This window comes from Pseudomonas violetae (genome assembly GCF_023072615.1).
GTDB lineage: Bacteria > Pseudomonadota > Gammaproteobacteria > Pseudomonadales > Pseudomonadaceae > Aquipseudomonas > Aquipseudomonas violetae.
In genome coordinates, this window is sequence record NZ_JAKNRW010000002.1 from 363,117 (window position 1) to 375,564 (window position 12,448).

10 protein-coding genes are annotated in these 12,448 nt (G+C 61.7%); 8 read left to right on the top strand and 2 right to left on the bottom strand.

Features of this window, described 5'->3' with window-relative positions; genetic code table 11:
• The first annotated feature begins 26 nt into the window (after window positions 1–26).
• The 8 genes from L9059_RS03855 (at window position 27) to L9059_RS03890 (ending at window position 9,356) form a co-directional block, all read left to right on the top strand.
• Window positions 27–917 carry a LysR substrate-binding domain-containing protein gene (locus L9059_RS03855; protein ID WP_247287870.1) on the top strand — a complete coding sequence of 297 codons (891 nt, stop codon included), beginning with the start codon at window positions 27–29 and terminating at the stop codon, window positions 915–917.
• A 327-nt stretch (window positions 918–1,244) separates the two neighbouring features.
• Window positions 1,245–2,174 carry an amidohydrolase family protein gene (locus tag L9059_RS03860; RefSeq protein ID WP_247287872.1) on the top strand — a complete coding sequence of 310 codons (930 nt, stop codon included), beginning with the start codon at window positions 1,245–1,247 and terminating at the stop codon, window positions 2,172–2,174.
• Between the two features lie 4 nt (window positions 2,175–2,178).
• Window positions 2,179–3,084: an amidohydrolase family protein gene (locus tag L9059_RS03865; protein ID WP_129443729.1), complete on the top strand. Its 906-nt coding sequence runs from the start codon at window positions 2,179–2,181 to the stop codon at window positions 3,082–3,084.
• A 283-nt stretch (window positions 3,085–3,367) separates the two neighbouring features.
• Window positions 3,368–4,753, top strand: a complete 1,386-nt coding sequence (locus tag L9059_RS03870; protein ID WP_247287881.1) for a UbiD family decarboxylase — start codon at window positions 3,368–3,370, stop codon at window positions 4,751–4,753.
• The gene (locus L9059_RS03875; protein ID WP_247288309.1) at window positions 4,750–5,397 is read left to right on the top strand and encodes a UbiX family flavin prenyltransferase; all 648 of its coding nucleotides are present in this window, start codon (window positions 4,750–4,752) and stop codon (window positions 5,395–5,397) included. Before L9059_RS03870 ends, L9059_RS03875 begins: the two co-directional genes overlap by 4 nt.
• 73 nt (window positions 5,398–5,470) lie before the next feature.
• Window positions 5,471–6,508, top strand: coding sequence for a CobW family GTP-binding protein (locus L9059_RS03880; RefSeq protein WP_247287884.1), 1,038 nt, complete (start codon window positions 5,471–5,473; stop codon window positions 6,506–6,508).
• A 91-nt stretch (window positions 6,509–6,599) separates the two neighbouring features.
• Complete coding sequence (locus L9059_RS03885) at window positions 6,600–7,955, top strand: nucleobase:cation symporter-2 family protein (RefSeq protein ID WP_247287886.1); 1,356 nt, start codon at window positions 6,600–6,602, stop codon at window positions 7,953–7,955.
• A 12-nt stretch (window positions 7,956–7,967) separates the two neighbouring features.
• Window positions 7,968–9,356 carry an amidohydrolase family protein gene (locus L9059_RS03890; protein ID WP_247287888.1) on the top strand — a complete coding sequence of 463 codons (1,389 nt, stop codon included), beginning with the start codon at window positions 7,968–7,970 and terminating at the stop codon, window positions 9,354–9,356.
• A 98-nt stretch (window positions 9,357–9,454) separates the two neighbouring features.
• Here L9059_RS03890 and L9059_RS03895 read toward each other — a convergent pair whose 3' ends face one another.
• Both L9059_RS03895 and L9059_RS03900 read right to left on the bottom strand, forming a co-directional pair.
• A complete protein-coding gene (locus L9059_RS03895) occupies window positions 9,455–10,738 on the bottom strand; it encodes a Zn-dependent hydrolase (protein ID WP_247287890.1) in 1,284 nt (427 codons plus the stop codon).
• A 166-nt stretch (window positions 10,739–10,904) separates the two neighbouring features.
• Complete coding sequence (locus tag L9059_RS03900) at window positions 10,905–12,389, bottom strand: NCS1 family nucleobase:cation symporter-1 (protein WP_247287892.1); 1,485 nt, start codon at window positions 12,387–12,389, stop codon at window positions 10,905–10,907.
• Window positions 12,390–12,448: the final 59 nt, after the last annotated feature.

The window sequence follows — 12,448 nt, forward strand, 5'->3', positions numbered from 1 at the left end:
CATCTTGTGTAAGTAGGACTAACAGCATGTACAAGCGATACCCATCGGTACAGTCCATGAGCGCATTCATCCAGGCCGCGCGCAGCGGCAGTTTTTCCAGCGCCGCGCGCAAACTCGACCTGACCCACAGCGCCATCAGCCAGCAGATCCGTTCCTTGGAAGACTTCATCGGTCAGCCGCTGTTCGTGCGCGAAGGCGGCGGCAGCAATCTGACCGACGCAGGACAGTTGTTCGCCAGCGTGCTGTCCGACGGCCTGGCACAAATCGACCGGGCATTGTCTTCGGTGAAGAACCGCAGCGTGGCGCAAAGACTGACGATCGATGTGGACAGCGAACTGGCCCAGAGCTGGCTCAATCCACGCCTGCCCGAGCTCCTGGATTTACTGCCCGGGCACGAGGTGGTGCTGCTGTCGATGCCGCGCTCGGACCGCAGCTCGTTCGAGCGGGTGGACCTTGCGCTGCGGTATGGCTATGGCGACTGGGAAGACTGCGAGATGACGCAGATCTGCGGTGACCGGGTCATGGCAGTGGCTTCGCCCGGGCTGCTTGAACGGCAGGGTCTGCAGGTGCCGATGACGCCGGCGCAGGTGTTGCAATTGCCGTTGCTGGGGTACACGCGCCGGTCGTGGATTCCCTGGCTGGATGCGGCTGGGATGACGCCCACTGAACCGGCGGCACGGGTTATTTTTGACAATGCGGCGAACCTGATTGCAGCGGCTGAAGCGGGGGTCGGTGCGGGGTTGGTGCGCGGGCTGTTGGCAGCCGATGCGTTGCGTGCGGGGCGATTGGTTGAACTGAACACGGCGCAGATCCCGGCGCATTACAACTTGTATGCGGTGTGGCCGCCGGGACAGGCCGAGCGCGTGGCGCCGGTGGTTGAGGTGATCCAGCAATTGGCGTTGCGTACACAATCCTGACGCTATCGCGGGCAAGCCCACAGGTTTTTGTGGTGTGTCGTAAAGTGGGTTGACACCATCGATCACTGTGGGAGCTGGCTTGCCAGCGATGAGGCCCGCCCAGTCAATACGAAACCATATCGAACGCATATCACCCCCCCGTCCAATTAATATTGTACGAACCTCACCCCCCCTTCCAATACTCCTCCCCAAGCAGCCAGCGTCCCGAGCCGGATGCGACCAGGCGAGGGAATGCGCAGTCACCTGCGCATAGAAATGGCCGATTGCCCGGACGTGGCTGCTAGCGAACCGCAAGGTTCCCTTTCCGCTATCAGGAGATCGACTTCAATGATCATCGATATCAGCTGCTATCCCACCGATCTGGTGGACCTCGCCTGGAGGCATGACGGTGACCCGTTCACCGGCGAGCGTCTGCTGGAGATGATGGATGGCCCGTACATGGTCAACGGCAAACCTCGCCGCATCGACAAAGCCTTCATCCAGCCACCCCAGGGCAACACCATCTACACCTGGACCGACGGCGACCTGACAGGTCGCGAGTCCATCGACGCTTACATGGCCTACACCCTGAAGATGGTCCAGACCTACCCCGACCGATTCATCGGCTGTTTCGTCTACAACCCGCGCTGCGGAGTGCAGAACGGCGTCGAAGCGATCGAGCGCTACGTCAAGGAACACGGGTTCAAGATGGTGCAGATGCAGGCGAACATGCATGCCTATCGCCCGGACCGAGCGCTGGACTGGGTGCGTCCGGCCTTCGAGAAATGCGCCGAGCTAGGCATCCCGGTCAAGCTGCACACCGGCGACGGCCCCTACAGCATCCCGTCGGAGTGGGTGCCGATGATCAAGGAATTCCCCAACGTCGATTTCATCATGGCGCACTTCGGCGTGCAGACCGGCGGCGTCTATGTGTTCGAGCCGATGCAATGGGCGATGGAGTTGCCCAACGTCTACTGCGAATCCGGCTGGTGCCTGCAATCGCGGATCGTCGAGTTCGCCAAGGTGCTGCCAACCCACAAGATCCTCTTCGGCACCGACACCCCGCCGAACGAACCGGGCATGTGGCTGCGTCTGCTGGAAGTGCTGTGCCACGAACCGCCGCAGGGCCTCAACCTGGACGAGGACACCCTCGAGGAATACCTGGGCAACAACACCGCCCGGATGATCGGCCTCGAACCGACCCCGCCGCCGCGTTCCGTTTCCGAAGCAGAGGCGCAACTCAAGCGCCCCGTCACCACCCAACTGGCCAGGAGCTGAATCGATGATCATCGACACCCATCTGCACCCCACCAACCTGGTCGACGAGGCCTGGCGCCACACCGGCGAACCGTTCACCGGCGAGCGCATGCTCAAGCTGATGGACGGCCCCTACATGATCAACGGCAAACCTCGCCGTATCGACATGGGTTTCATCCAGCCGCCACCGGGCAACACCGGTTATCGCGACGGTAACCGCCGTGGCCGCGAAGGCGTGCGCGACTACATGTCGTACATTGCCGAACTGTGTGTGAAGTACCCGGATCGCTTCATCGGCAACTTCAACTTCAACCCACGCTGGGGACCGGAAAACGGCGCCGCGGAGCTGGAATTCCACATCAAGGAATACGGCTTCAAGATGCTCAAATTGCACGCCAACATGCACGGTTATCGTCCCGACCGTGCGCTGGACTGGCTACGCCCGGCGATGAAGGTCTGCGCCAAGTACAACATTGTGGTGCTGATCCACACCGGCGACGGCCCGTACACCATCCCGACGATGTTCTACCCGATCATCCGCGAGTTTCCGATGGTCAACTTCATCATCGGTCACTTCGGCATCCAGACCGGCGGCAACTACTCGTTCGAAGCGTTCTGGATGGCGATGGACACACCGAACGTGTACTGCGAATCCGGTTGGTGCTTCCAGTCGCGGATCGTTGAGTTCGCCAAGGAACTGCCGCGCAACAAGATCGTGTTCGGCACCGACTCGCCACCCAACGAACCCGGCATGTGGCTGCGCGAACTGGAAGTGCTGTGCTCGCCTGCGCCGCAGGGCCTGGGCATCGATGAGGATCACCTCGAGGACTATCTGGGCAACAACATTGCCCGGTTGTGCGGCATAGAACCGACACCGCCACCCAAGGACCTGATCGAGGCGGACATCCGCCTGACCACTACTTACCTCTAAAGCAAAACATCGCTGTTCATTGAAGGAATGCAGCATCTTTGTGGCGAGGGAGCTCGCTCCCGCTGGGTGGCGAAGCCGCCCCAGAAGAAGGGCCTGCTGCGCAGGCCAGCGGGAGCAAGCTCCCTCGCCACTGGGATTCCTCTGGTAGAAGGTGAACAGCACCGGCAACACAGCGACTTTACAGGCGCGAAGATGAACCGGCGTTCGCTCGACCGGCAGGCCAACGGCTTGTCGATCAAACGCCACCTCACCCCTGCGTGCCTGCTTTTTACGAGGTGAAACCATGACCGTTTCGACGCTCGGCGATACCCAGGATTTCCACGTTTTCATCGACGCTTATCGCCGGCAGTACCCGGACGATGTGCTGACCATTCACGACGCCCTGAGCGCCGACCAGGACGTCACCGCGCTGGTCGATGCCCTCGCCACCCAGGGCCGCGATCCGCTGCTGATCTGCGAACAGGTCGGCAACCTTGGCGTACCGGTAGCCACCAACCTGTTCGCTTCCCGCAGCCGGATCGCCCGGATCTTCGGCGTTACCCCGGCGCTACTGCACGAGACTTTCCAGGCCCGCGCCAACCAGCCCATCGCCCCGCGCTACGTCGAAACCGGACCGGTGCTGGACGAGATTTTCGAAGGCGAGGCAGTGGACCTGGCGTTACTGCCGATGCTCAAGCACTTCGACAGCGACCGCGGCCCCTATGTCACCAACGCGATCATCATTGCCGAGGACCCGGTGACCGGCATTGCCAACATGAGCTATCACCGTTCCATGCGCCATGCCCGGCAGACCCTCGCCACCAGCCTGCATTCACGGGGTCACCTGTGGCGCATGCTGCAAACCGCCAGGGAACGCGGGGAAGAGTTGCGCGTGGCCATGGTAGTCGGTGCCCATCCGCTGTTCATGCTCGCCGCCGCCGCCAGGTTGCCTTTTGGCAGTGATGAGCGTGCAGTCGCCGGCGGCTTGTTCGGCGCACCGCTGGAACTGGTCAAGACCCCACGCTATGGCATCGGCGTGCCAGCTTTCGCCGAATTCGTGCTCGAAGGCGCGATCGACCCGGCGGCCTATGCCGAAGAAGGTCCGTTTGGCGAGTTCAGCGGCTATTCCTCGGATCGTTCGACCAACAACGTACTGCGCGTCGACACCCTGATGCGCCGCAAGGATGCCTGGCTGGTGGACGTGGTCGGCGGACGTTATGCCGAACACCTGACCCTGGCGCGCCTGCCCCGGGAAGCGGAAATGAGCGAAAAATTGAAGGCACGTTTTCCCGCCGTCACTGCCGTGCACTACCCCAATTCCGGTACGCATTTTCATTGCTACGTGGCCCTGGACCAGAGCCGTGACGGCGAGGCACGGCAGATCATGCTCGCGCTGCTGGGCTGGGACCCGTACCTGAAAACGGTCATCGCAGTGGACAGTGACATCGACATCGTTGACGACAGCCAGGTGCTCTGGGCATTGGCCACGCACTTCCAGCCGCATCAGGACATCTTCGTGATCGACGGCTTGCCCGGCAGCCCCCTGGACCCTTCGTCCTCGGTCAACGGCACCACCTCGCGCATGGGCCTGGATGCCACCCGCGGCGCAGGGTTCGACGGCATCAAGGCGCAACTCGACCCGGCCGTCATGGAGCGCGCATGCAACCTGCTGCAGGGTTACCCGTCATGAACCGCCAGCGCCTGGTGGTCGGCATCAGTGGCGCGTCAGGGTTTATCTACGGCGTGCGCCTCCTGGAGTTGCTGGCGCAGCTCAACATCGAAACGCATCTGGTCATCAGCCGAGCGGCCTTGCTGACCATGGCCCATGAAACCGACTACAAGCTGGCGGACGTCATTGCCCTGGCCAGTCACTACCACCGCGCCGACGACGTCGCGGCGGGCATCGCCAGTGGCTCGTTTCGGTGCCTGGGCATGGTGGTGGCGCCTTGTTCCATGCGCACCCTGGCGGAGATCGCCACCGGCACCTCCGCCGGCCTGATCGGACGCGCCGCCGACGTGACCTTGAAGGAACGCCGCACACTGGTGCTGATGGCCCGGGAAACACCGCTGACCCTGGCGCACCTGCGCAACATGACTGCCGTCACCGAGATGGGCGGGATCATCGCTCCACCCGTCCCGGCGTTTTACGCCCGCCCACAAAACCTTGGGCAAATGGTCGATCACAGCCTTGGCCGAGTCCTCGACCTGTTCGGCCTCGACGCCGGCACAGCGTTGCGCTGGGGTGAAACCGACCTTCATTCATTCAAAAACAAAACCTGTGGGAGCGAGCTTGCTCGCGATGAGGCCGCAACAGCCAGCATAGAAATCGGCTGATCCAACGCCATCGCGAGCAGGCTCGCTCCCACAGTGCGAGTACCCCGACCCCTTGGTTTCAAAGGAGCATCACATGAACAGCCCATTCAACGCCCCAACCCCGAACCGCAAGATCCCGGTGACCATCCTGACCGGCTTCCTCGGTGCCGGTAAAACCACCCTGCTCAACTACATCCTCAAGGAAAACCACGGGCGAAAGATCGCCGTGATCGAAAACGAATTCGGTGAGGTCGGGATCGACGGCGACTTGGTCCTCAGTTCCGAAACCGAGGAAATCTACGAGATGGTCAATGGATGCGTGTGCTGCACCGCCGAGGTCCGCGAGGACCTGGTGCGCATCGTTCGCGAACTGGTAGCGCGCCCGGTGCGGCTCGACCACATTCTGATCGAGACCAGCGGCCTGGCCGACCCGTACCCTGTAGCACAGAGCTTTTTCATCAACGATCCCATCGCCGATGAAGTGGAACTGGATGCGATCGTCACCATGGTCGATGCCAAGCACATCGCCCAGCACCTGGAAGACCTGCAACTCGACGGCGTCGACAACCAGGCGGTGGACCAGATCGTCTGTGCCGACCGGATCGTGATCAATAAAGTCGATCTGGTGAGCAGCGCTGAGGTGCATGCATTAAGCGAAAAAATCCGTGGATTGAACGCGACTGCGGATTTGGTGACCTCCAACTATGCCGAAATCGATCTGACCAAAATTCTCGGCATCGGCGCCTTCGAGTCCACGCAAAAGCTCATGGAAATCGGTGCCGAACATGGTCATCACGCCGAAGACCATCACCACGATCTGGATCACGACCACGACCCCAGCGTCTCGTCGGTGGGCATTGCCGTGGACGGCGCGGTGAACCTTGGCGCGTTCCATCGCTGGATCAGCGAGCTGCGCACTGCACAGGCAGACAACCTGTACCGCATGAAAGGCGTACTGGCGGTGCAGGACCAGGATCAGCGCTACGTGCTGCAGGGCGTGCACAGCCTGGTGGAATTTCGCGCATCAACCCTGTGGGGCACCGAACCGCGCTCCAGCAAGATCGTGTTCATCGGCCGCGACCTGGACCGCGCGGCCCTGAACCAGGGCTTTGCCGCCTGCCTGGCAGGCTGAAACAACGGCATCGGAGCCGGTGGATGGCGGCTCCGGGCACATCGCACGAATACCCCTCTCTACAGCATAAAAACAGCAAGAGGTGATTCCCATGTCGTCAGCCACTCCCCCTTCAACTATCCACCCGGTCGACCAGGTACTGCCGGTCCGCCAAATGCTCACCCTCGGCCTGCAACACATGGCCGTCTCGTACATCGGCGCCATCGCCGTGCCGTTGATTGTCGCCAGCGCCTTGAAAATGTCCCAGGCCGATACCGTGGTGTTGATCAGCACCACGCTTTTCTGCTCGGGCATCGCCACGCTGTTGCAAACCGTGGGCTTTTGGAAATTCGGCGTGCGCCTGCCAATTCTGCAGGGCGTGGCCTTCAGCAGCGTCGGCCCGGTGATCGCTATTGGCAGCAACCCGGAGGTGGGATTTGCCGGGGTTTGCGGAGCGGTGATCGGCGCCGGGATCTTCACCATGCTGGTCGCGCCCTTCGTCGGCCGATTGCGGCGCTATTTCCCGCCGGTGGTCACCGGCTGCATCGTCACCGTGATCGGCCTGCAGTTGTTCCCGATTGCCTACGAGTGGGTCGGTGGCGGGCGTCATGCCAGCGATTTCGGCGCACCAGCGTATTTGGCCGTCGCCGCCGTGGTGCTGTTGACCATCCTGCTGGTCAACCGCTACGGCAGCCCGATGCTGCGCAACATGGCGATGCTGGTGGGCATGCTGGTGGGTGCGGGGCTGGCCTACGGCCTGGGCATGGGCAGCTTCAGCAGCGTCGGCGATTCGCCCTGGCTCACCGTGCCCTACCCGTTCTACTTCGGCCTACCGACCTTCAGCCTGATCCCGATCGCGACCATGGTGGTGGTGATGATTGTGCAGATGGTCGAATCAATGGGGCTGTTCGTCGCGATCGGTGACATCGTCGACAAACCTGTGGAAGAAAAACAGGTGATCAACGGCCTGCGCGCCAACGGCCTGGCGAGCACCATCGCCGGCATGTTCGCCGCGTTCCCGTTCATTGCCTTCATGGAAAACGTCGGCCTGGTGATCCTCACTGGCGTGCGCAGTCGGTGGGTGGTAGCGATCAGCGGCTTGCTCATGTGCAGCGTGGCCCTGGTGCCCAAGGCCGGGGCAATCATTGCCTCGATGCCGACTGCTGCCCTCGGCGGTGCCGGGATCGCGATGTTCGGAGTGGTCGCGGCCGCCGGCATCCAGACCCTGGCCAAGGTCGACTACGAGCGCAATCGCTACAACGTGCTGATCGTAGGGTTCACCATCGCCGCCGCCCTGGTGCCGGTGCTGGCCCCGGCGCTGTTCAAGCAACTGCCCGAGTGGAGCCAGCCGTTCCTGCACAGCAGCGTGGTGATCGCGTGCCTGGTATCGGTGCTGCTCAACGCAGCGCTCAACGGCGTCAGCGCTCCTGACAGCGCCGCCACCAAACCAGCCTCCCACAGCCTCTGACCGGAGATACTCATGACTCAACTTCAAAATATCCTGATCAAAAACCCGCAGGCAGTGATGACCGGCTTGCGCGGCGAACGCGCCCGGGCTGGTAGCGTCGACATCCGCGTGGTCAACGGGCGCATTGCCGAAATGGCTGCCGGCCTGCAGGCGCAACCTGGGGAAAAAGTAATCGACGCGCGCCATTGCCTAGTGTATCCGGGCTGGATCAACACTCATCATCACCTGTTCCAGAACCTGCTCAAAGCCGTGCCCGAGGGGTTGAACCAGGACCTGCAAGGATGGCTCGCGAGCGTGCCATACCCGCGCCTCAACCGTTTCACCCCGCAGCTGTCACGCATTGCCGCGCGGCTGGGCATGGCCGAGTTACTGCTGTCGGGGGTGACGACCTGCGCCGACCATCACTACCTGTACCACGCCCACGGCACCACCGAGACCGGTGATCTGCTGTTCGACATGGCGGACGAATTCGGCTTGCGCTTCGTGCTGTGCCGAGGAGGTGCCCTGGAGTCGGCGAGTGCGCACCCCGGATTTTCAAAAACCGCGCTGCAGCCGGAGTCGCTGGAGCAAATGGTCGGTGACATCGAGCGCCTGAAATCGCGCTATCACCAAGACATCCCGGACGCCATGCGCCGGGTCGTGGTGGCGCCGACCACCCCCACCTTTTCGCTCCCCCCCACTCTGCTGCGCGAACTGGCTCATACGGCTCGTGGCCTTGGCCTGCGCCTGCACACGCACCTGTCGGAGACGCAGAACTACGTTAATTTCTGCCGCGAAAAATACAATTGCCTACCGGTTGAGTTCGTCGCTGAACACGAATGGCTCGGCCCGGATGTCTGGTTCGCCCACGCAGTACACTTGCAACCTGGCGAGATCCGCATGCTCGCGCAGACGGGCACCGGCGTTTCCCACTGTCCGGTGAGCAACGCGCGCCTGGGTAGCGGTATTGCGCCAGTGCCACAGATGGCCGAGGCCGGCGTGCCGATATCCCTCGGCGTCGATGGCGTGGCGTCTAACGAGTCTGGGAGCATGGTCGGTGAAGCGAATACCGCGTGGCTGATTCACCGGGCCGAACAAGGTGCTGGCGCGACCACCGCCGAAGACGTGATTCATTGGGGCACTGCCGGCGGCGCTCGGGTACTGGGGCTCGGTGCAGTGGGCACGCTGGAGATCGGGCAGGCAGCGGACCTGGTCATCTACGGCCTGAATCACCCGCGTTTCTTCGGCTTCCACGACCTGGCGGTGGCGCCTGTGGTCGCCGGCGAACCGATCGCCGTGCGCTACAGCCTGGTGGGTGGCCGGGTGGTGGTGGATGACGGAGTGATACCGGGCCTGGACCTGGAGCGCATGCGCGCCGAAGCGTGGGAAGGTGTGCAGCAATTGATGCACGTCGACGACTGACCACAACCCCTGTAGGAGCTGCCGCAGGCTGCGATCTTTTAGCAGTATTCAAAGCTGCCAAAAGACGCAGGCTTCGCCAGCGCCTACAAGGGTCGCATTCAAGCTGCCAGTTGCCTGCGCGCAATCGCCGCCGAAGCCGCCAGCATTGCCCGCAACAACACCGCACACCCCGCCGCCAGGTCATCCGGTGCAGCGTTTTCGATTTCGTTGTGGCTGATACCCCCTTCGCACGGCACGAAGATCATCCCCGCGGGCCCCAGTTCGGCAAGGAAGATCGCGTCATGCCCAGCACCGCTGACAATGTCCATGTGCGACAGACCCAGGCCTTGCGCGGCATTTCGCACCGCTTCAACACAGCCCTGCTCAAAATACAGTGGTGGGAAGTCGGCGGTGGGCGTCAGCTCGTAGCTCAGGCCATGCTTCTGGCAAGTGGTTTCTATCACCTGACGAACCTCGGCAATCATCGAATCCAGGCGGGCCGGTTCCAGATGCCGAAAATCCAGGGTCATGCGCACTTCGCCAGGAATGACATTTCGCGAGCCGGGATAAGCTTGCAGACAACCGACCGTGCCACAGGCGTGCGGTTGATGACCTAGAGCCGCACTGTTGACCGCCCCGACGATGATGGCGGCACCGACCAGAGCGTCCTTGCGCAAGTGCATCGGCGTCGGCCCGGCGTGGGCTTCGACGCCGCGCAACTTCAGGTCAAACCACTTCTGCCCCAAGGCGCCCATGACCACGCCGATGGTCTTGTGTTCGTCCTCAAGAATCGGGCCTTGCTCGATATGCGCTTCAAAATAGGCGCCGACCGGATGGCCGCTGACTTTGCGCGGGCCGGCATAGCCGATGGCATTGAGTGCTTCGCCCATGGTGATTCCGTCGGCATCGACTTTGGCCAGGGTTTCCTCCAACGTGAATTTTTCCGCGAAGACTCCGGAGCCCATCATGCACGGGGCGAAGCGCGAGCCCTCTTCGTTGGTCCAGACCACCACTTCCAGCGGCGCCTCGGTTTCCACGCCGAGATCGTTGAGGGTCCGCAGCACTTCGACACCGGCCAGCACACCAAAGCAGCCGTCGAACTTGCCGCCGGTGGGCTGGGTGTCGATGTGGCTGCCAGTCATCACTGGAGGCAAGTCCGGATTGCGCCCGGGACGGCGGGCAAAAATATTGCCGACACCATCGATGCTCACCGTGCAACCCGCCTCTTCGCACCATTTGACAAAGATATCGCGGGCCTGACGATCGAGGTCAGTCAGGGCCAGGCGACAGACGCCGCCTTTGACCGTGGCGCCGAGCTTGGCCAGCTCCATGAGCGACTGCCACAGGCGGTCGCGGTTGATGTGCTGATGGGTGGACTGCAGAACGTCTACAGCAGCGTTCATGATGATCTCCTCAGGCGATTTGTTATTGGTTTAATCAGATGTTTTTTCGGTGTGCTCACTGCCGTCTTCGCGGGCAAGCTCGGCTCCCACAGGTGGGTGGTGTTCCCAGTAGTTATGTCTGACAACACTCTGTGGGAGCCGGGTTTGCCCGCGATGAGGTCGGTATCTACACCGCAGACTTCGCAACAGACGGGTCAGGTCGCATCGAACACAACCCGTAATAAATCACGCCACCCAACGCCGAACCGGTAAACCAGCCATAACTGTAAAACCAGCTGAACGCATCGCTGCCCAACGACAGCAGGGTCAGCGCCACCGGCACGCCGAAGGCGATAAAACCGAACCAGTTCCACGCCGGATACACGTCATCGCGGTACAACCCCGCCAGGTCCAGCTGCTGTTTCCTGATCAGGAAATAGTCCACTACCATGATCCCGGCAATCGGCCCCAGCAAGCTCGAGTAACCCAGCAGCCAGTTGGAATACACCGTCTCAAGGCTAACGTCGGACACGATCAATCCAAGCTTTTTCAACAGCTCGTGGGCCATCAGCACCAGCCCCACCACACCGGTCAGCAATACCGCTTTGGTGCGGTTGATCACCTTGGGCGCAATGTTCTGGAAATCGTTGGTGGGCGACACGATATTCGCCGCCGTGTTGGTCGACAGTGTCGCGATAATGATCAGCGCCATGGCCACGGCAACCCAAACCGGACTCTGGATATGGCCGATCAGAGTCACCGGGTCGGACACGGTCACACCCACCAGTTTCACTGAGGCAGCGGTCATCACCACCCCCAGGGCGGCGAACAGGAACATAGTCAGCGGCAGGCCGATAATCTGCCCGAGTATCTGGTCCTTCTGGCTCTTGGCATAACGACTGAAATCCGGAATATTCAGGGACAACGTGGCCCAGAAACCGACCATCGCGGTGAGCCCGGCGGCGAAGTAGCTGACTACGCTAGCGCCTTCCGGACGCTTGGCCGGGATCAACATCAGCTCGGTCATCGACACGTTAGGCATTGCCCAAACCAGCAGCCCTACCCCCACCAGCACCAACAAGGGAGCGGATAGCGTCTCCAGCCACTTGATGGACTCGGCACCGCGGATCACTACCCACAGATTCAGTACCCAGAACACCATGAAACCTATCACTTCGCCGGTGCCGCCCAGAGACTTCCAGCCCTCGAACACCGAGCCCAGGAACAGGTGAATCGCCAATCCGCCAAACATGGTCTGGATCCCGAACCAGCCACACGCCACCAAAGCGCGGATCAGGCAGGGAATATTGGAGCCAAGAATGCCGAACGAGGAACGCAGCAATACCGGAAAGGGGATGCCGTACTTGGTACCGGGAAACGCATTGAGCGTCAGTGGGATCAACACAATGATGTTGGCAAACAGAATGGCCAGCAGCGCCTCGCCGACGCTCAGGCCGAAATAAGCAGTAAGCACGCCGCCGAGGGTGTAGGTCGGCACACAGATCGACATGCCGACCCACAATGCCGTGATGTGCCACTTGTTCCAGGTTCGGTCACCCACCTTGGTCGGTGCCATGTCGTGGTTGTAACGGGGACTGTCAAGGACGTCGGTGCCGGCTTCCAGCTCATATAAGCCGTTGCGCTCGGTCACTTGCGATCTGATCTGTTGCATGGCCGCTCCACTGTTATTTTTGATTATCTTGCTCATCAGGGGCTGGCGACATCAATAAA

What these genes read in the sequence shown, in the direction of transcription:
- L9059_RS03900 (WP_247287892.1), bottom strand. Translation starts at nt 12,389, where the DNA reads ATGCAACAGATCAGATCGCAAGTGACCGAGCGCAACGGCTTATATGAG.
- L9059_RS03885 (WP_247287886.1), top strand. Translation starts at nt 6,600, where the DNA reads ATGTCGTCAGCCACTCCCCCTTCAACTATCCACCCGGTCGACCAGGTA.
- L9059_RS03890 (WP_247287888.1), top strand. Translation starts at nt 7,968, where the DNA reads ATGACTCAACTTCAAAATATCCTGATCAAAAACCCGCAGGCAGTGATG.
- L9059_RS03860 (WP_247287872.1), top strand. Translation starts at nt 1,245, where the DNA reads ATGATCATCGATATCAGCTGCTATCCCACCGATCTGGTGGACCTCGCC.
- L9059_RS03875 (WP_247288309.1), top strand. Translation starts at nt 4,750, where the DNA reads ATGAACCGCCAGCGCCTGGTGGTCGGCATCAGTGGCGCGTCAGGGTTT.
- L9059_RS03880 (WP_247287884.1), top strand. Translation starts at nt 5,471, where the DNA reads ATGAACAGCCCATTCAACGCCCCAACCCCGAACCGCAAGATCCCGGTG.
- L9059_RS03895 (WP_247287890.1), bottom strand. Translation starts at nt 10,738, where the DNA reads ATGAACGCTGCTGTAGACGTTCTGCAGTCCACCCATCAGCACATCAAC.
- L9059_RS03865 (WP_129443729.1), top strand. Translation starts at nt 2,179, where the DNA reads ATGATCATCGACACCCATCTGCACCCCACCAACCTGGTCGACGAGGCC.
- L9059_RS03855 (WP_247287870.1), top strand. Translation starts at nt 27, where the DNA reads ATGTACAAGCGATACCCATCGGTACAGTCCATGAGCGCATTCATCCAG.
- L9059_RS03870 (WP_247287881.1), top strand. Translation starts at nt 3,368, where the DNA reads ATGACCGTTTCGACGCTCGGCGATACCCAGGATTTCCACGTTTTCATC.